Annotated in this window: 19 protein-coding genes; 4 read left to right on the plus strand and 15 right to left on the minus strand. The window is 51.9% G+C overall.

Annotated elements, in window-relative coordinates; translation table 11 throughout:
- Positions 1-172: 172 nt before the first annotated feature.
- From DW757_RS12760 to DW757_RS12790, 7 genes are all read right to left on the minus strand, one after another.
- On the minus strand, positions 173-2,050 hold the full coding sequence (locus DW757_RS12760; protein ID WP_118751867.1) for a heavy metal translocating P-type ATPase: 1,878 nt from the start codon (positions 2,048-2,050) through the stop codon (positions 173-175).
- A gap of 113 nt (positions 2,051-2,163) precedes the next feature.
- Positions 2,164-2,382 (minus strand): cation transporter, encoded by a 219-nt coding sequence (locus DW757_RS12765; protein ID WP_015574739.1) that lies wholly within the window; start codon positions 2,380-2,382, stop codon positions 2,164-2,166.
- A 76-nt stretch (positions 2,383-2,458) separates the two neighbouring features.
- Positions 2,459-2,818: a metalloregulator ArsR/SmtB family transcription factor gene (locus DW757_RS12770; RefSeq protein ID WP_021965613.1), complete on the minus strand. Its 360-nt coding sequence runs from the start codon at positions 2,816-2,818 to the stop codon at positions 2,459-2,461.
- Positions 2,819-3,134: 316 nt separating this feature from the next.
- The gene (locus DW757_RS12775; protein ID WP_118751868.1) at positions 3,135-3,755 is read right to left on the minus strand and encodes an ABC-2 transporter permease; all 621 of its coding nucleotides are present in this window, start codon (positions 3,753-3,755) and stop codon (positions 3,135-3,137) included.
- Entirely contained in the window at positions 3,736-4,719 is a 984-nt protein-coding gene (locus DW757_RS12780) for an ABC transporter ATP-binding protein (protein WP_118751869.1), read from the minus strand. The genes DW757_RS12775 and DW757_RS12780 overlap by 20 nt, the downstream gene beginning before the upstream one ends.
- Before the next feature lie 15 nt (positions 4,720-4,734).
- On the minus strand, positions 4,735-5,106 hold the full coding sequence (locus tag DW757_RS12785) for a GntR family transcriptional regulator (RefSeq protein ID WP_008399428.1): 372 nt from the start codon (positions 5,104-5,106) through the stop codon (positions 4,735-4,737).
- 243 nt (positions 5,107-5,349) lie between these two features.
- Positions 5,350-6,183, minus strand: coding sequence for a hypothetical protein (locus DW757_RS12790; protein ID WP_087382335.1), 834 nt, complete (start codon positions 6,181-6,183; stop codon positions 5,350-5,352).
- 221 nt (positions 6,184-6,404) lie between these two features.
- Between DW757_RS12790 and DW757_RS12800 the strand changes: the two genes are divergently transcribed.
- The 4 genes from DW757_RS12800 (at position 6,405) to DW757_RS12815 (ending at position 10,278) form a co-directional block, all read left to right on the plus strand.
- On the plus strand, positions 6,405-7,574 hold the full coding sequence (locus DW757_RS12800) for an FprA family A-type flavoprotein (protein ID WP_118751871.1): 1,170 nt from the start codon (positions 6,405-6,407) through the stop codon (positions 7,572-7,574).
- 224 nt (positions 7,575-7,798) lie between these two features.
- Positions 7,799-8,920: a bilirubin reductase gene (gene bilR, locus DW757_RS12805; RefSeq protein ID WP_008399434.1), complete on the plus strand. Its 1,122-nt coding sequence runs from the start codon at positions 7,799-7,801 to the stop codon at positions 8,918-8,920.
- A gap of 1 nt (position 8,921) precedes the next feature.
- Positions 8,922-9,470, plus strand: coding sequence for a flavodoxin family protein BilS (gene bilS / locus DW757_RS12810; protein ID WP_021965608.1), 549 nt, complete (start codon positions 8,922-8,924; stop codon positions 9,468-9,470).
- Between the two features lie 124 nt (positions 9,471-9,594).
- Positions 9,595-10,278, plus strand: coding sequence for a YoaK family protein (locus DW757_RS12815; protein ID WP_118751872.1), 684 nt, complete (start codon positions 9,595-9,597; stop codon positions 10,276-10,278).
- On the opposite strand, the gene DW757_RS12820 is transcribed toward DW757_RS12815, so the two are convergent.
- The 8 genes from DW757_RS12820 to DW757_RS12855 all read right to left on the minus strand — a co-directional run bounded on the left by DW757_RS12820 (position 10,270) and on the right by DW757_RS12855 (position 18,756).
- Positions 10,270-11,634, minus strand: coding sequence for a 2-hydroxycarboxylate transporter family protein (locus DW757_RS12820; protein ID WP_243033665.1), 1,365 nt, complete (start codon positions 11,632-11,634; stop codon positions 10,270-10,272). The genes DW757_RS12815 and DW757_RS12820 overlap by 9 nt on opposite strands.
- A gap of 50 nt (positions 11,635-11,684) precedes the next feature.
- A complete protein-coding gene (greA, locus tag DW757_RS12825; RefSeq protein WP_044931886.1) occupies positions 11,685-12,188 on the minus strand; it encodes a transcription elongation factor GreA in 504 nt (167 codons plus the stop codon).
- Between the two features lie 271 nt (positions 12,189-12,459).
- Positions 12,460-13,812 (minus strand): phosphoglucosamine mutase, encoded by a 1,353-nt coding sequence (glmM, locus tag DW757_RS12830; RefSeq protein ID WP_008399441.1) that lies wholly within the window; start codon positions 13,810-13,812, stop codon positions 12,460-12,462.
- Positions 13,813-13,847: 35 nt separating this feature from the next.
- Positions 13,848-14,693, minus strand: coding sequence for a dTDP-4-dehydrorhamnose reductase (gene rfbD, locus DW757_RS12835; RefSeq protein ID WP_008399443.1), 846 nt, complete (start codon positions 14,691-14,693; stop codon positions 13,848-13,850).
- Positions 14,693-15,715, minus strand: a complete 1,023-nt coding sequence (gene rfbB, locus DW757_RS12840; RefSeq protein ID WP_008399445.1) for a dTDP-glucose 4,6-dehydratase — start codon at positions 15,713-15,715, stop codon at positions 14,693-14,695. The genes rfbD and rfbB overlap by 1 nt, the downstream gene beginning before the upstream one ends.
- Positions 15,716-15,820: 105 nt before the next feature.
- Positions 15,821-16,714, minus strand: coding sequence for a glucose-1-phosphate thymidylyltransferase RfbA (gene rfbA / locus DW757_RS12845; RefSeq protein ID WP_008399448.1), 894 nt, complete (start codon positions 16,712-16,714; stop codon positions 15,821-15,823).
- A gap of 384 nt (positions 16,715-17,098) precedes the next feature.
- Positions 17,099-17,536 carry an N-acetyltransferase gene (locus DW757_RS12850; protein ID WP_118751874.1) on the minus strand — a complete coding sequence of 146 codons (438 nt, stop codon included), beginning with the start codon at positions 17,534-17,536 and terminating at the stop codon, positions 17,099-17,101.
- A 2-nt stretch (positions 17,537-17,538) separates the two neighbouring features.
- The gene (locus DW757_RS12855; RefSeq protein ID WP_243033667.1) at positions 17,539-18,756 is read right to left on the minus strand and encodes an MFS transporter; all 1,218 of its coding nucleotides are present in this window, start codon (positions 18,754-18,756) and stop codon (positions 17,539-17,541) included.
- Positions 18,757-19,026 lie beyond the last annotated feature (270 nt).

Raw genomic sequence — 19,026 nt, forward strand, 5'->3', positions numbered from 1 at the left:
CGCATCATCTCTTCTCAGCCGTTTCCTTAACCTGCCGTTTTTCGGCATTCTGCTCTCTGTCCAGTCTACCATAAAAGCGCGGACAATGGAAGGCAGATGAAAAGGTGTCTTTACACCCTGCCGTCCATTGTCCGCGCAGTCTTATTCAGAGACAGATTTTCTGCTCTGCTTTTTACTTGATTTTAAGGGCCCTCATGGCATTTAGTATGGCGATAACCGAGACTCCCACATCGGCAAATACTGCCTCCCACATATTCGCCATTCCGAAGGCGCCCAGAGCCAGAACCAGAGCCTTCACTGCCAGAGCAAACACAATGTTCTGCTTTACAATCGCCAGGGTCTTCCTTGCTATCCGAACTGTCAGCGCGATGCGGGCCGGGTCATCGTCCATCAGAACAATGTCGGCAGCCTCAATCGCTGCGTCAGAACCCATGCTGCCCATGGCAATTCCAATGTCTGCCCTGGTGAGAACGGGAGCATCGTTGATTCCATCTCCCACAAAGGCCAGCTTCCTGCCCTCGCCCTCTGATTTCAGCAGTTCCTCTACCTTCTCCACCTTATCGGCCGGAAGAAGCTCTGTGCAGACCTCGTCGAGCCCCAGCTTTTCAGCCACAGCCTCGCCTACAGCTTTTCTGTCTCCTGTAAGCATAACTGTCCTTCTGACTCCTGCCTTCTTCAGAGCAGCCACAGCCTGGGCGGAATGTTCCTTGATAGTGTCAGAGATCACGATGGTTCCTGCAAATACACCGTCCCTGGCCACATAGACTACTGTTCCTATGCTGTCACAGCTTTCATAGGGAATTCCCATCTGTTCCATCAGCTTTCCATTGCCCGCAAGGACTGTGGATCCTTCTATTTCTGTCTTGATGCCGTGTCCGGAAATTTCCTCACTCTGACCGAGGGCAGAGGTATCCAGTTTCGCCTGGCTGGATGCCTCATAGGCCTCCCGGATCGATGCCGCGATCGGGTGGGTGGAATAGGATTCAGCCAGAGCTGCCAGCCTCAGCAGCTCCTTCTCCTCTATTCCCGCCGGGAGAACCTCCGTCACCTTAAACTCTCCCTTGGTGAGTGTTCCCGTCTTGTCAAATACAATCGTATCCATCTGCGCCAGCGCTTCCAGATAATTGCTTCCCTTTACAAGCACTCCGTTTCTCGATGCAGCACCGATTCCTCCGAAGAAGCCAAGAGGCACAGAGATAACAAGGGCACAGGGACAGGAGATAACGAGGAAGATGCAGGCTCTCTGAATCCATTCCCCAAAGTCTTCTCCCAGGAGGACAGGAGGCACGACTGCGAGAAGCACGGCCGCGATCACTACTATGGGAGTATAATATCTGGCAAAACGTGTGATGAAGTTCTCCACCTTGGCTTTTTTGCTGCTGGCATTTTCCACCAGCTCCAGAATCCTGGCCACTGTGGAGTCGTCGAATTCCTTTGTGACCTCTACGCGGAGAAGCCCGCTGCCGTTGACACAGCCGCTTATGATCTCAGAGCCCTCGCTCACTCTGCGGGGAACGGATTCTCCTGTCAGAGCCGAGGTATCTACCATGGATTCACCGGAAACCACACGGCCGTCTAAGGGGATTCTCTCGCCTGCCTTGATCACAATGATGTCTCCTACTTCCACCTCATCCGGATCCACCTGTTCAAGCGTTCCGTCCCGCTCAATGTTGGCATACTCAGGGCAGATGTCCATAAGCTCTGTGATGGACTGTCTGGAACGGTTCACCGCATAGCTCTGGAAAAGCTCGCCTACCTGGTAGAACAGCATTACAGCTACCGCCTCTGAATACTCTCTCACTCCAAAGGCTCCGAAAGTGGCCAGTGTCATCAGGAAGTTTTCATCAAACACCTGTCCATTTGCAATGCCCCGGAAAGCCTTGTATACAATATCCCAGCCAATCACCAGATACGGGACGAGAAACACCGCAAACTGAACCGGCCGGCTCATGCCCTCCGTCACACCCATATGGGCGGCTGCAAACAGTGGTATATAGATAATAAATGCTGCGATAATCCTTGCCAGCATCACTTTATGCTTCTTTGTCATAACGCCTCCGTCTTTCTCAAAATACTGTATCCCTGCAGCTGCTCAACCTTTTTACCTCCCACAGGAATGCCCTGAAGAGGGGCTGGGACCGCTCAGTCCCCTTACGCCCTCTGCTACATGTTGATGATGCAGTCCGGCTCCACCTTCCTGCACACCTCTACGACCTCTTTCATAATCGCGTCGAAGCGCTCCTCATCTGCCTCAATGGTCATTTTCTGCATCAGAAAGCTGACGCTTGCATCGGAAACCCCCTCGATTTTCTTGATCGCCGCTTCCATCTTTGCAGCACAGTTTGCACAGTCCAGATCCGTCAGTTTAAATTTTTTCTTCATATCAGATTCCTCCATCCTTCTGCTGTTCTTTTATTTTCTCAGCCCTTCTTCGGGGCCGGACATACGGTTTTTCTCTCTATTCCTCAATATGCTCAATTCCCTGGTTAATGATGCTTCTCACATGACTGTCTGCCAGGGAGTAAAACACTGCCTTCCCGTCCCGGCGGCTTTTCACCAGCCTGGACTGCTTCAGTATCCTGAGCTGATGTGAGATTGCCGACTGGGTCATATTCAGAAGCTGGGCAATGTCACAGACGCACATCTCCGCCTCAAACAAAACGTAAAGAATCTTGATTCTCGTAGAATCTCCAAACACCTTGAAAATCTCGGCCAGATCGTAAAGCTCATCCTCCTGCGGCATCTTGTCCCTTACGGCCTGCACCACATCATCGTGCACCTGGTAGAAATCACAGCACTCGATATCGTTCAATGCCATCCCGTCCTCTCCTTTCCGGATTCTCTGTGAAAAGCCCGGCTCTTTCTGCCTTTCTTTTCCCTTTTCCTGTAAATGCTTTTCCTTTGCTCTGGGATTCATTCAAACATATGAATGATTGTTCATGTGTTTATAGTAAGATATTTTTATAGGAATGTCAATAGATTTTCAAAAAATTATTTTCCAAAGACTTCCGCCTTAATCCTTCACCTTCCGTTATCCTCCCGGCACGTCAAAAGAGGCAGGCACCACCGGCCAATCAGCCCGGCAGTGCCTGCCTCTCTTTCTTCTATATTTAAAATCTTAAAAATTCAAAATCTTAAAAATCCTTCTTCTCCAGAATTGCTGCCGACAGAAGATAGGAAGGAAATACTGCTGCCACAGAAAGGATAAAGCAAAAGGCAGTGATTTTTAACACTCCGCTTTCTGTCAGGCTCAGATACCCCCGGGACACCGCATAGGTGCCTCCGAAGGCAATCACTGCCGCAGCAGCAACCATGGCGAAGCGGGCTCTGTTTTCCCCAAGGCCGTAGATAGCCGGAAGAAGAATCACCTGCATCAGGAGCGCCACATCGAAGACAGCGGCAAGTGAAAGACCGGCTTCTGCCAGATCCTCTCCAAACAGCCGGCTCAGAACCAGAGCCGTCCCTCCAAAGACAAAGGCAGCGGCAGCGTCCCAACTCAGCAGGCAGACGTATCTGGCTGCCGCAATCTCTTTTCGCATCACCGGAAAAGTTCCTGTATATCTGTCGCTTCTGCTCATCCGCTCAACTGTAAACGGCATAAAGGTATGAATCATAACAGAAGCGCAGAGCCCTCCCAGCAGGGGCCCGATATCCCTTGTAAACAGGCTGAAAACAATAAAAAACAGGAGCAGCGCAAGCCGTGTTTTAATCTGGGCCGTAAAAATACAGTATTCTTTATAGAGCAGTCCCCTCATCCCTGTTCCCCCTTTCTCTCCCCTCTTCTTCCTTCATCAGACAGACCACAATCTCCTCCAGACTGGCCGGCTCTGTGACGACACTCTCTCCCAAAAGTCCTTCTCTGCCCTTTACGCTCTCCCTGTCTAACAGGGCCCAGGTGCCGAAGCTGCCTCTGCGAGTTCCCAGAAGGCGGACTTTCTTCTGCTCCAGGGAGGAAATATCTTCCCACGAACCCTTTACCGCCGCATACCGTTCCAGCAGGGCATCCTTTTCCTCATAGAGAACCACTTTTCCATCCGACAACATGACGAGATAATCTGAGATTTTGTCCAGATCTGTCAAAATATGGCTGGATATGAGTACCGTGTGTTCCTCATCTGCGGCAAATTCCCTGATAAGCTCCAGAACCTCCTCTCTTGATACGGGGTCAAGGCCATTTAACGGCTCATCCAGCAGAAGCAGGGAGGCCCGGTGAGACAGGGCCCCTGCTATGGCCAGCTTTACCTTGGTTCCGGCCGAATAAGACTGAAGCTTTTTTTCCTGAGGAATCCGAAGCTGAGCGGAGAGCTCGCCAAAGCGCTCCCGGTCGAAATCCTCATATATTTTTTCCCAGAGCTTCGCAGCGTTTTTTGCCGTAAAGGTGCCGGGAAGCTCAATTTCCCCAAATACAGCTCCTGTCCTCCGGCGGATCTCACGTCCCTCTTTCCTGATATCCCGTCCCAGACAGCGGAGCTCTCCGCTTTCCGTGCTCACCATTCCCAGTGCCGTTTTAATCAGCGTGGTCTTTCCCGCTCCGTTCTCCCCTGCCAGCCCGATGATACAGCCCGAAGGCAGCGCAAGATTAATCGGCCCAAGGCAGAAATCTCTGTAGCGCTTTGTGACGTCCCGAAATTCCAGTGCCCAGCTTTTATCCTCCCCTGCGGGTTCTGCGGCAGCCCCCACGTCTGCTCTGTTTTTGTGCAGCCACTGACTTTCCCTCATGATTACAGCCCCTTTCTACTCTTCATAAAGCGTTCTGACTAATTCCTCCATCTCTTCGCAGGTAATGCCCGCCATCCTCGCCGCTTCCACTGCGCAGCCAAGATAGGATTCCACCTTGCGGAACTGTTCCTCCCGCAGCAGCTCCCGATTCAGTTTCGCCACAAAGCTCCCCTTTCCCGGAACAGAGGTGATATAGCCCTCCCGTTCCAGCTCCTCATACGCCCTCTTTGTGGAAATAACGCTGACTCTCAGCTCCTTCGCCAGAAAACGCAGTGACGGCAGCGCCTCTCCCGGCTGAAGCTCCCCTGCAATGACCGCATTTTTTATCTGCCTGGCAATCTGATCATAGATGGGAATCTCTCCGGAATTGCTGATAATAATATTCACTTTCCCACCACCCCTCTCTTATCTCTCATCAGATATTTCACCTGCTTGATTTTTCGTTTTACTGTACATCAACATTATATACAGTAGTTACAGTTCTGTCAACCCCTGATGTCTTTCAGGGCTGCGCGTATGGCAGAAAAAGGCAGAACCTGGCCGGGAATCATCCTGTTCCCGGTCAGGTTCTGCCTTTCTTGTCTGATACCTCTTGTCTGGTACTTCTTATCCTCTTTCTCCTGTCTGTTCCTATTCCCACTGGCCGTCCTGTTTCTGCTCCGGCCTTTCCCCCTGGCCTGCGGCTTTTTTCGTCCCGACTCCCCATTCAGGGCCGGTCCGGCCGTACAGACGGCTCAGGCGGTACAGATTTCTGAACCGTCCGCTCCTCTCACGGATATCCTTCTCAGATACCCCGTAATAGGAAAAGATCTCCCAGAGCATTTTCCCTGCTTTGTCGAGAGCCGGCCTCTCCCCTGAGGCCTCCGCCCGGACTGCCTGGCGCTTTTTCTCGATTCCCACCCGTATGACTGCCCCTGTCTTCCTCCCCTCCGGCTGGCTGCTCTGGCCGGTCCAGCGGTTTTTCAGGGCTGTGTACAGCCGTCTTGCCCGGGACGGCGTCTCCGATACACGGATGCCTATCTCATAGAAGGAAAACTCTGCAGGAAATTCCTCATGGGAAATTTCTCTGGCCTTCTCCTCCCGACGCGCCATATAGTCAAAATACCGCTTCAGCTTTTCGGCATCGTTTCTGTCAGAGGGGTATCTGGCCGGCCTGGGAAGAAGCCAGGGGGCATCCCTGTCTATCAGCTCCGTCTTCATGCTGTCGCGCATCCTGCTGCACCTTCTGGAATCCTCCGGAAGCTTCCTGGCGTGGCAGGTCCTGATAAGGTACTCTTCAAGCTCTGTCCCGGAGCGCGCGCCTGCCTTCAGATACCTGGCATACACATTCATCTCCCACTGGCGCTCCCTCTGTCTGCCTGCCTCCCTGCCCCCGGTGGAAAAAATCAGCTCTCTGGACTCCCGTTCTGCTTTTCGGTCTCTCGCCCTCTTCTTCAGCCTGTCAAGCCCGCTCATTTTGATCATCTCTTTTCTTCTCTTCCTCCCAAACCCTTGGTTTTCTTATCATCTTACCAGAAATCGCAGTCTGCCGCCATGGCCTTTTTCCAATCTTTAAAAAATCGTCATAAAAATGAAAGAATTCCCTCTTTCCCTCCTTCAATTTGGCAGTCTGTGCGGTTGCAATTAGGAGAAAATTATAGTACACTGTAGAATCATTGATAAATATATGACAGGAGGAAGAAACCATGAAAGCAGTTCAGATAAAAGAAGGCATTTACTGGGTGGGTGCCCTAGACTGGCATGTGAGGAATTTCCACGGCTATACCACGGACCGGGGAGCCACCTATAATGCCTATCTCATTATGGATGAAAAAATAACCTTAATCGATACAGTGAAAGCCCCATTCGCCGCAGAAATGCTGGAGCGGATCAGCGATGTGGTTGATCCGGCCAAAATTGACTATATTATCTCCAACCATGTGGAGATGGATCACTCCGGTGCACTGCCAAAGCTTTTAAAGGTATGCCCAAATGCAACCATTGTCACAAGCTCTCCTAACGGAATCAAGGGGCTGACTGCCCATTACGGCGATTACAGCTACCAGCCGGTAAAGAGCGGAGATTCTCTGAGCATCGGAAAGAGAACGCTGTCCTTCGTCTCCACCCCTATGCTCCACTGGCCGGACAACATGGTTGTCTACTGCCCGGAGGAGAGGGCCCTCTTCTCCAATGACGCCTTTGGCCAGCACTACTGCACAAGCTGCCGCTTTGACGACGAGACCGATCTGGCCATCACTCTGTTTGAGGCTAAAAAATATTATGCGAACATCGTTATGTGCTACGGCTCTCAGGCAGCCGGCGCATGGAAGATTGTAAAGGAGTTAAATCCTGAGATGATCATTCCGGGACACGGCGTAATCTGGAGAAGCCATGTGTCAGAGATTCTGGATGCCTACGAGAAATGGAGCACAAAAGCCCCTGAGACAGGAGCTCTTGTGGTCTTTGACAGTATGTGGAATTCCACCGAGTCTATCGCCAGGGCCATCGCCGAGGGCTTCTCATGCAAGGGCGTTCCGGTTAAGCTGGTTGATCTGAAGACAGAGCACATTTCCAATATCATCCCGTTTGTGCTGGACTGCAAATACATCGCTGTCGGCTCTCCGACTCTTAACAACAATATGATGCCGAACGTGGCAGCCTTCCTCTGCTACCTCAAGGGACTTTCCCCGAAAAACCGCGAGGCCTTTGCCTTCGGCTCCTATGGATGGGGAGGACAGAGTGTCGGACAGGTTGAGGAAGAGCTGGTTAAATGCGGCTTTAACATCTGCATGGACAAGATCCGCATCCAGTATGTTCCTTCCAGGGAGCAGCTGGAGGAGGTAGAGGCAAAGGTAGAGGCTCTGATCGGCGCATAGCCGGCACAATTGACTCTCCGGCAGACGGCAAGTCTTCAGCCCATGTGGCACTGCATCTTTTGCGATAGAGAGAGGGGTCAAAAACATCGGTTTTCGGCCTCCTCTTTTCAGCTGGTCCAGACAGCCTCGGACGGGCAGATACAGGACAGAGACAGAATTCGGTCCGTCTTCCGGAAACATCAGGAAGTTTGCGGAAAGAATACTTCAGAGTCAGGAGGAGTTTTATGTACGAAACTATGTTTTCCCCTCTCTCCATCGGGAGTGTTACACTGAAAAACAGAATTATATTTGCCCCGACTACCATGGGATTTGCAGGAGAGGCGTATCTGTCCTCCATGGAACGGATCGCGGCCGGCGGGGCAGCTATGCTGGTAATCGGGGATGTCCCGGCGTTAAATGAGCCGCCTTCCTTCGGGGCTCCTTCCCCTCTGACGGAGGACGGTTTTTTCTTTTACCAGAAGCTGGCAGAAAAGATTCACCGCCACGGGGCGGCTGCCTGTGCCCAGCTCCATATGTCTGACACAGACACGTCTGCCGTGTCCGGCCTCATACCGAATCTGAAAGCTGGCCTCATCTCCATGGATGAGATGCGCCGTTTTATACACAGCCGTGTCCGGCCGTTTATCACCCAGATGTCTGCAGATCGGATTCGTTTCATCGCAGAGGGCTTTGGAAAAAGCGCAGCCAGACTGGAGCAGGCCGGCTTTGACATGGTGCAGATCCACGGCGACCGGATGTGCGGCAGCTTTCTCAGCCCACTGTTTAATGAGCGGAATGACCGGTACGGCGGCTCTCTGAAAAACAGGGCCCGCTTCGCCCTGGATACGATCTGTGCAGTGCGCTCCTGCTGTCCCGAACTGCCTCTGGAATTTAAACTGGCCGTCCGCATGGAACACCCACATTACGGCAATGCCGGTGTTACAGAAGCAGAGCTTGAGCAGTTAATCCCCCTTCTTGAACATGCAGGGATCAACTGCTTCCACGTCACTCTGGCCAACCATTCCAGCCTGAGCGATACAATCCCCCCGGCTAATCACCCCTATTTTGGAAAGGAAGGATGTTTCCTGCCGTTTGCTGACAAAGTCAAAAAATATACCGCACGCCCCGTCTGCGGCGTAGGCGGTCTTTCCAATCCGGACTTCATTGAAAAGCAGCTGGCTTCCGGCCGTATCGACTATGCCGCCATGAGCCGTCAGCTTCTGGCCGATCCGGAGTGGCCCCAAAAAGCAGCCTCAGGGTGCACAGACTCTATCTTCCGCTGCATCCGCTGCAATAAAAAATGCCTGGGAGGATTGAAATCCCGCCAGGGCACACACTGTATCTATGACGATCAAAGGAGAAAGTGACATGAAATATCCGGTTTTTTACAGCAGCAGCACCGGAAATACCGGTCTTCTGGCAAAAGCCCTCTCTGACCATCTGGAGGGCACTCTGATTTCAACGGAGGAAGCTCTTAGCAAAGCCCCTTCCCAGACTGTGGACAGCCTGCCCCAGGTTGTCTTCGTTGGCTTCTGGACTGACAAGGGAAGCTGCGACACAGATACTCTGAACCTTCTTTCCACACTTCATGGAAAGCAGATTCTCCTCTTCGGTACTGCCGGCTTCGGGCAGAGCGAATCTTATTTTTCTCAGATTCTCAGCCGTGTCAGCGCTGTTATTCCCTCTGACAGCCAGTTTCTTTCTGGCTTCATGTGCCAGGGCAGAATGCCCTCCTCCGTTCGTTCCAGATATGAAAGCCTTCTTGGCGCTGCCGGATCCGACGAAGAACGGGCCCGCCTTTCTGCTCTGATCCAGAATTTCGACAGCGCTCTCTCACATCCGGACAGCTCTGATTTACAATCTCTCCTCTCCTGGGCTGACAGCCAGCTTCCGGCTGTCTCAAAAGAAATCTGTTAATTTTCTGTTAAGTTCATCAAGACTGAAGGACATTTTTATAGTATAATAGCTGAAAAGGCAGGAGGCGGAAGCAGAGCTTCCGTCTTACCTGCCCGTATACTATACAGCTCAGGAGGCGACAACTGTGAAACAGGAACTGCATTTTGATCTTTCCATTCATTTTCTTATGGCTCTCTGCGGAGGTTTTCTGGGGGCTTACGCCATTTTCAACCGTATGGCAGTATTTGCCAATGCCCAGACAGCCAATCTCATCGAACTTATCGGCGACCTTGTAGGACGGGACTTTACGGAGGGAATGATCCGGCTGGGGGCCTTTCTTATTTTCGCCTTTGGCATTGTTCTGTCGGTGTTTCTGGAACAGCTCCTTCACCGAAAGCTCAAATATCTGGAAATTTTCGTTGAACTTGGAGTCGTCTTTCTTGTCGGTTTCTTCCCGGCAGGCCTGCATCCCATTCTGGCCGTCTATCCCATTTTCTTTATCGCCGCCCTTCAGTGGTGCGTATTTCCGGGTGCAGACGGCTTCACAGCTGCCAATGTCTTTTCCACAAATAATGTAAAGCAGACTGTAGCCTCCTTCACAGAATATCTGATGGAGCGCAGAAAAAATCCGGAAAAAGCCGCCAAAACGGCAAGAAAGGCGCGTTTTTTCGGCGGGACCCTTCTCTCCTTTCACAGCGGGGTTCTCTGCGGATACATAGGAAGTCTGTTCCTGGGTCTGAAAAGCATCTGGCTGTGCATGATTCCCCTGCTTTCTGTTCTCCTTCTCCTTTTCACGGAGGACAGGAAACGGGGCGGACACCTATCTTAAAAGGTGCACCAGCACGCCTCCCAGGGTCAGCATGAGAGCGCCGCAGGAGCGCGTCACAATCTGTGCAAAGGGAAGCAGCTCCATTCTCTTTGCACTGCTTAAAACAGCCACATTTCCTGAACCGCCCATATTGGTGGTGCACATTCCCGCTGCGATGGCTGCCTCAAGGGGATAAAAACCCACTGCTCTTCCCACTGCGGCAGCTGTCAGGGTAATCACTGCCACAGACGCCACCACAGTAAACAGGTAAAACGGCGTCAGGGTGTGAAGAATCGTCTTTAAGTCAATCAAGGTCGCCCCGATTCCCGTCAGCGCGGCAGCTGTCCAGCTGTGGATGGCAAACTGTCCCCATTCTCTCGCCGCATCCTCCAGCTCCTCAGACAGAATTCCGGTTCCCTTTACCACCACAACTGCTATGATCATCCAGGCGTAGGTGGGAATGATGCTCACAAACCGGTTGCACAGGGCTCCCAGCTCATAAAAGGCAAGGGAGAGAATCAGCCCCGTGCAGAGGAGGGCAAAGGTAGGCTTCATAGGCGGCCGCTCCGGCGTTTTCTGCCCGTCGTTGACAAGACGTCCGTTTCCTGTCAGGGACGGCCGCCTCTCCCCGAGATTATTTGCCAGGCCTCCGAAAATGATGGCCACACAGTTTCCCAGCACAGTCGCCGGCGCGATCCTTGTGAGAATTTCCCCGGCCTCGATTCCCAGCACAGGGGCGTACATGCCGGAGAGAGGCACAGCCCCTGCTGTCATTCCCCCGCTGGTCATGGGGATTCCGATAAACAGGATTCCCTCCAGAAAGGAGTTTCCCATAGCCATCCCGAGAATCCCTGCTGTAGCCACCCCGGCTGCCAGGGCAACTGCCGCTGTGGGAAGCAGCTTCACTGTTGCCCGAAGAAGCAGATCCCTGTCAATGTTGAACAGGCTTCCCGTGATCAGTGCCGAAATGTAAAACACCAGAAAGCCCTCCTGATTGACAAAGCTGTCCATCATCTCATAGGCATCCTGGGTGAATACTCCGGCCGCCTGAAGGACGGCTGCTCCCAGAATGCAGATGACGGAGCCGCCCAGGTAGGTCTTCACCACCGGCACAGTATTCCCCACAGCATTCAGCCCTTCCCCCAGAACCATCAGAAGGATGAGAGAGCCCACCAGTCCCCTGGGAAGGCAGCCTGTATACATGCAGACAGCCACCAGGGCCAGAACTGCAAAGTAGAGGGGCAGGGGAAGCCCTGCTATCCTGAACCCTGTTCCCGGAAGCTTCTGCCCTGGTTTTTCTGCTTTCACGCTGTCTTTCTTCTTTTTATCTCTTTCCACTGTTTCTCTGTTTCGTTTCCTGCCGAAAATTCCTCTCACCAGTTCTTCCCTCCCGTCTTTTCCAGGCGGTCCTTCCTCTCTCCCTGTCATTAATAGCTGCGGATCGGATCCGTTCCGTCGTCTCCGGTCTTTTCAATTTTTCTCACTTCCACATAGTAGCCGGCTCTGTCGTTTACCTCCACATAGACCCGGTCGCCGACCTTATGGCCTCTGACGGCCTTTCCGAGAGGTGACTCGATACTGATCTTGTTTTCCAGGGAATTTCCCCTGATGCTTGTGACAAGGCGGTACACATCCTCCTCGTCATCGTCCTCAAAATAGAGGGTAATGGTGTCATTGAGCCCTACCTCATCAGACCTGGACTTATCTGACACAACTCTGGCATTTTTAATCATATTCTCCAGATAGCGGATGCGGCTCTCGTTCCTGTTCTTGTCCTTCTTGGCCGCGTAATATTCAAAGTTTTCACTCAGATCTCCCTGTGCCCGGGCCTCCTTCACCGCCTCAATGGCTTCCTTTCTCACTACCAGCTTCCTGTAGTCTATCTCCTCCTGAATTTTCCTGATATCGCTTTGTGTCAGCTGTTCCCTCATCACTCTCACTCCCATTCTGTCAAAACGCAAAACCTGCCTGCTCTGTCTTCAGAGGTTTGTCTGCCTGAAGCGTCTTAAACCCGCCTGCTCTGTATATGGCCAGGCATCTTCGCTTTTATATCGAAGGGCCGGCAGCGGCGCACAGGCATGTTCGCCTGCGGCCCTGCCAGCCCTGTCTGGTTATTCTTCCAATTTCTCCTCTGCGCTGCAGCAGCTATTATCTTTTATCTATTATCAGCTCTGAGTCAGAGCCGTTCTGCGGCCTCTGTCATTACAGCACATGTCCCTTGGCCTTCATCACCTCGATGACCTGATCCACATACTTCTCGCAGATCTCATCGGTCTCAGCCTCTACCATGACGCGGACTACCGGCTCTGTTCCGCTCTGTCTTAACAGAATACGGCCTGTGTCTCCCAGAGCCTCAGCCACCTTCGCTACCTCTGCCTGAACATCGGCGTCATCCTGAGCCTCTTTCTTATCGTGAACGCGCACGTTCTTTAATACCTGAGGATAAATCTCAATCTCGTCGGCCAGTTTTTTCAGGCTCTCCTTCTTCTCCAGCATAACCTCCATCACCTTTAAGGAGGTGAGGATACCGTCTCCGGTGGTAGCGTGCTTGCTGAAAATGATATGGCCGGACTGCTCGCCTCCCAGGCAGTGTCCGTTCTGAGACATGTTTTCATACACATATTTGTCGCCTACAGCTGTCTTTTCAAAGCGGATGCCCTCACGCTCCAGAGCCTTGTACAGACCGAAGTTTGACATAATGGTGGTGACAACGGTGTTGTTTACCAGGCTTCCCTGCTCCTTCATGTACTTTCCGCAGATGTACATGATCTTGTCTCCGTCCACCAGATTTCCCTCACTGTCCACAGCCAGGCAGCGGTCTGCGTCGCCGTCGTAGGCAAAGCCCACATCCAGGCCGTTCTCAACCACATATTTCTGGAGTCCCTCGATGTGGGTGGAGCCGCAGTTTGTGTTGATGTTCAGCCCGTCCGGATTGTTGTTGATCACGTGGGTCTCTGCACCCAGAGCGTCGAATACATTCTTCGCAATGGCAGATGCGCTTCCGTTGGCGCAGTCCAGTCCCACCTTCTTATTCTTGAAGGAACGGGTTGCAATGGAAATCAGATAGCCGATGTAGCGGTTTCTTCCTGCTGCAAAGTCCACGGTCCGTCCGATATTTTCTCTGGTGGCATAGGGGATCTCTCCCATCTCTCCGTCCAGATACTTCTCGATCTCAGTAATCACATCCTCCTCCAGCTTCTCTCCGCGCTCGTTGATGACCTTGATTCCATTGTCATAGAATGGGTTATGGCTGGCAGAAATCATAATTCCGCAGTTAAATTCCTCGGTGCGCACCACATAGGAGACGCTCGGCGTCGTCGTCACATGGAGCAGATACACGTCAGCCCCTGACGCGGTCAGCCCGGCTACGAGAGAGTACTCAAACATATAGCTGCTCCTTCTCGTATCCTTTCCGATTACCACGCGGCAGCGCTCCCCCTCATTCTTCTGTCCGTAATACCAGCCGAGGAAACGGCCTACCTTGTAAGCGTCCTCCACAGTCAGAGTCACGTTTGCCTCACCCCGGAATCCGTCTGTGCCAAAATATTTTCCCATTTTTACCTGTCCTCCTGTTTTATGTCAACTTATTCTTACATGATTTCCTTTAAATATCTGGAAAGTGCGTCCTGCCATGCCGGAAGCGGCTCAAAGCCGTTGGCCGCAAGCTTGCTCTTGTCCATGCGGCTGTTCATCGGGCGCTTCGCCTTGGCCTTAAACTCATCGCTTGTCACCGGAGTCACCTTCACCTGATCCATACCGGCCTGTCTGAAAATCTCCGATGCGAACTCATACCAGCTGCACAGCCCCTCGTTGGTGGCGTGATAGCGCCCATACTTCTCGGACTCAATCATATCCACCAGAAGCCTTGCCAGATCATAGGTGTAGGTAGGGGAGCCGATCTGGTCGTCTACAACGCTCACCGCTCCGTTTTCTTTTCCCAGGCGAAGCATGGTCTTAATAAAGTTCTTTCCGTTTACCCCAAACACCCAGGCGATTCTGACAATGAAGAACTTTTTCACAAGCTCCTCCACTGCCATCTCGCCCTCACACTTGGTCTGGCCGTAGACATTTAACGGCTCCCTCTCATCATCCGGCTCCCAGGGGCGCAGTCCCTGGCCGTTGAACACGTAATCCGTGCTGATATACATCATTTTGATGTCCAGATCACGGCAGACAGCGGCAATGTTTCTTGTTCCGTCCGCGTTTACCCTGCGGCACAGGTCCACATTGTCCTCGGCTGCGTCTACTGCAGTATATGCGGCGCAGTGGATGACTGCATCTGGTCCGGCCTCTGTAATTACCCTGCGGCATGCCTGCCCATCCGTAATATCCATCTCCTCCACATCCACGCCCACTGCCTCATGGCCGCGCTTTTTCAGTTCATTTACCACATCATAGCCCAGCTGGCCCTTTACGCCTGTAACAAGTACTTTCATTATAATCGATCTCCATACATCTTCTCAAAATAGTTCTGATACTCACCGTTTAAAATGTGCTTCCACCAGTCCTCATTGTCCAGGTACCACTGGATAGTCTGGGCAATGCCTGTGTCAAAGTTGTATTTTGGCTTCCAGCCCAGTTCTGTCTCGATCTTGGTGGGATCGATGGCGTAGCGGCGGTCATGGCCAGGGCGGTCCTTCACATAGCGGATCAGGCTCTCCGGCTTGTCAAGAGCCTTCAGGATCGTCTTTACAACCTGCAGGTTTGTCCTCTCGTTATGGCCTCCGATATTGTAGACCTCTCCCACGCGTCCCTTGTGGATAATCAGGTCAATGGCCTCGCAGTGGTCAGATACATGGAGCCAGTCGCGCACATTGGCGCCGTCGCCGTAAACCGGAAGCTCCTCATCTGCCAGAGCGCGGCTGATCATCAGAGGAATCAGCTTCTCCGGGAAGTGGTAGGGACCGTAGTTGTTGGAGCAGCGGGAGATAGTCACCGGAAGCCCGTAGGTTCTGTGATAGGCCAGTACAAAGAGATCCGCGCTGGCCTTGGAGGAGGAGTAGGGGCTTGAGGTGTGCAGAGGGGTCTCCTCTGTGAAAAAGAGATCCGGGCGGTCTAACGGAAGATCTCCGTAAACCTCATCAGTGGACACCTGATGGTAACGCTTGATTCCAAACTCCTTGCAGGCGTCCAGAAGCGTTGTGGTTCCCATCACATTGGTGCGGACAAAGCTCTCCGGGTCTGTGATGGAGCGGTCCACATGACTCTCCGCGGCAAAGTTTACCACCACATCCGGTTTTTCCTCCCTGAATAAGTCAAATATGAATTTCCTGTCCGCAATGTCGCCCTTTACGAACTTATAGTTGGGTTTTCCCTCCACTGGCTTTAAGGTTTCCAGGTTTCCTGCATAGGTTAAGAGATCCAGGTTTACGATCTGGTAATCCGGATACTTGTTTACCATATGGTGTACGAAATTTCCGCCGATAAATCCGGCTCCTCCTGTTACAATAATCTTCATGATTCTTTCTCCTGTTTTGTTTCTGTTTATTGAATGCACCTGGCTGTGCCGAAATACGCCGCCCGCAGGCTGCACCCGGCTGGGCGCACGCGCCCCGGTCCGGCCTTAGTTCTGGTGCAGTTTATCTACGTACTTGCCGTCCAGAATATCCTTCAGGTACTTGCCGTACTGGTTTTTCTTGTATACCTCATAGGCGGCCAGAACCTCTTCGCGGCTGATCCAGCCGTTCAGATAGGCGATCTCCTCCAGGCAGGCAATCTTTCTGTGCTGGTGGGTTTCCACGGTTTTTACGAAATTCGTGGCTTCCACCAGAGACTCATGGGTTCCCGTGTCAAGCCAGGTAAAGCCCTGACCTAAAAGGATTACATCCAGCTCTCCTTTTTCCAGGTAAATGCGGTTCAGGTCCGTGATCTCAAGCTCTCCTCTGGCAGACGGCTTTAAGCTCTTTGCAAACTCCACCACGCGGTTATCGTAGAAATAGAGTCCTGTCACACAGTAATTGGACTTTGGATGCTCCGGCTTCTCCTCGATGGAAACGGCCTTGCCGTTTTTATCGAACTCTACAATTCCAAACCGCTCCGGATCGTCTACATAGTAGCCGAATACAGTGGCTCCCTGATCCTTTGATGCAGCCGCTCTCAGGCGCTTGGGAAGTCCCTGTCCCTGGAAAATATTGTCGCCCAGAATCATGGCAACCGAGTCGCTGCCGATGAACTTCTCGCCGATGATAAAGGCCTGGGCCAGTCCGTCAGGACTTGGCTGCACCTCATAGCTTAAGCTGATTCCAAACTGATGCCCGTCCCCTAAAAGCTCCTCAAACCTTGGCGTGTCCTCCGGTGTGGAGATAATCAGAATGTCTCTGATCCCCGCGCTCATCAGCACAGAGATCGGATAGTAGATCATCGGCTTGTCGTAGATGGGCAGAAGCTGCTTTGATGTTACCTTGGTAAGCGGATACAGGCGTGTGCCTGAGCCGCCGGCTAAAACGATTCCCTTCATGTCTCTCTCCTTGCACTGTGGATTTCCCACGTTTTCTTTTTGTAATGTCCTGAAGTCAGTCCTTCTAAGTTTTGAGATTTTCTCCGTCTGCCCGCTTCTGGCACATGAGCGCTTTTATAAAGCTGCTGCAGGGCTGGTGGCCCGGGACACTGATGCACGGGCAGACTTATGCACTATAGGTAATATAGCATAGATAAAACCGTTAGTAAATGTTTAAGAATTACAAAATCCTTAATAGTTTCAGCGTTTTTTATGTTTTTCAGTCATTAAATGTCCGTCTGAAACTCTCTTTCAGCCGGGGCACCGTTATCCGGTGCCAAATTCGGTGCCAAAATCACTCCGAAGCTTCGTGTTTAAGGAGCCGCCCCGGCAGACCCGTCCCGCCTATGGATTTCCCGTGCTCCTTTTCCAGCTCATGGTATACTCTGTTTCTCCCGCATCTTCATCAAGCTGTTCTGACTGTACGGCAAAGCCCTCCCGGAAATAGAAGGAAACGGCCCCCTCATTTTTCTGATAGACGCCTAATGACAGGGAATCATATAATTGCTTGGCGCAGTTTAGAAGCTCTCTTCCTGCTCCCAGGGAACGGTACGCTCTGTCCACAAAAATTCCCGCAATATATCCCCCTACAATTCCGATAAAGCCCTGGATTTCTCCATCCGCCTCATATACGAAAACCTCTGCCTGAAGAATCTGTTCTTCCACCATGGAATAGTTGGATTCCCAGTACTCTTTTGGAATAAAAGGATGGGCATCCTTATTTCCGTTCAGCCAGATTCTCATCACCTGTCCCGTATCTTCTTTCTGAAATTTCCTTATCATAATCACTGCCTCCTCTGTTCTGCCGTATGGCGGACAGCCACAAGGGCTGTAATGACTGTCATGCTCACTCCGGATATGAAAAACCAGGTATTTACGCCAACCTTTTCTGCTATGGGGCTGCTGAACAGCAGGCCCACCGGCATTGTCACGGATGAGATCAGGGTGAGCACAGAAAATGCCCGTCCCATTTTTTCACTGACCACCGTCTCCTGTATATATGCAGTCAGAGGGATTGTATGCACATTTCCTGATGCCCCCAGGCCGATACAAGCCGCCGCAAAGAGAAACCAGCCTGCGTAAACCGGCGGGATCAGGCCGCAGACTGCGGCCATAATACCCATGCCGAACAGGCCTGCGAAGGAAACTCTGATCTTTCGCTCTACCTTCAGCACACTGGAAAATAACAGCGAGGACACGAGCATCCCTGCTGCGAAGGAAAGTTCCACCGCACTTCCATATACAGCCGACAGACCGAAGTATTCGCTTGTCATAAGGGGATAGAAGGAGGACAGGGGCCCATAGAAAAACATGCAGAGAGCTTCCGCCATTACGATATGGAACAGCTTTCTGTCTTCTCTGAATATCCGGATTCCCTCTTTCACCTCTGCAGCAAAATGCTGTTTTTCTTTTTCTGCTTTGGGCAATGGCGGAATTTCAACCGCAGCCAGGGCAATACTTGCCAGAATCGCCCCCGCCACATCCGTCAGCAGGACAACGGGCATGGGGAAAGCTGCATACAGTGACGCTCCGATTACTGGTCCTAACAGGAAGGAACCTGAATTTAAAAGCTGCATCCAGCCATTGGTCCTGACCAGCTGATCTTTTGGCACAAGCTGCGGAATAATCGACTGTATGGCAGGCTGCTGAAATGTACTTCCGATTCCGCGGATGCAGAGCATAATAAATACAGTCCATACAGGCAGCTCAAACACAGAAAGCAGTACCGCATAAATCAGTGCGGCCGTTCCCATTGCCAGGTCCGAGAAAATAGAGATAAATTTCCGGTTATAGCGGTCTGCCGCAATCCCCGCTGCCGGGCTGAACAGTGACATGGGCAGATATGCCACAATGCCTGATATTCCCAGCATAAGCGGGGAAGACGTTTTTTCAGCAAGCCACCAGATCAGTGCAAACTGAACGCCGTGACTGCCAAGAATGGAAATTGCCTGTCCTGATGCCACAGTGATAAATTTTGTTTTCCATCTGTCTTTTTCAAACATTTCAATCATCCTTCCGTACTATACTTTTTCTGAATGAAAAGGACAATAACAAAGAAAACGGAATGTTCCTCCTGAGGGATTCTCTGCCCGGGGGCGGACCGCTCCAAAAACAGACTCTGCTCTGCCGCAGTGCAGTCCTGTTAGCCGGGGCTTTTTCACTCACAGAAATCCGGCAGAATTTCTGTAAAATAAAAAAAACAGATAACCCGGGAGACAGGTTATCTGCACAATTATTCTGCTTGCTCTCTCAGCGCAGCCAAATACAGGCAA

The sequence above is a fragment of the Clostridium sp. AM29-11AC genome (genome assembly GCF_003480545.1).
Classification (GTDB): Bacteria; Bacillota; Clostridia; order Lachnospirales; family Lachnospiraceae; genus Otoolea; species Otoolea saccharolyticum_A.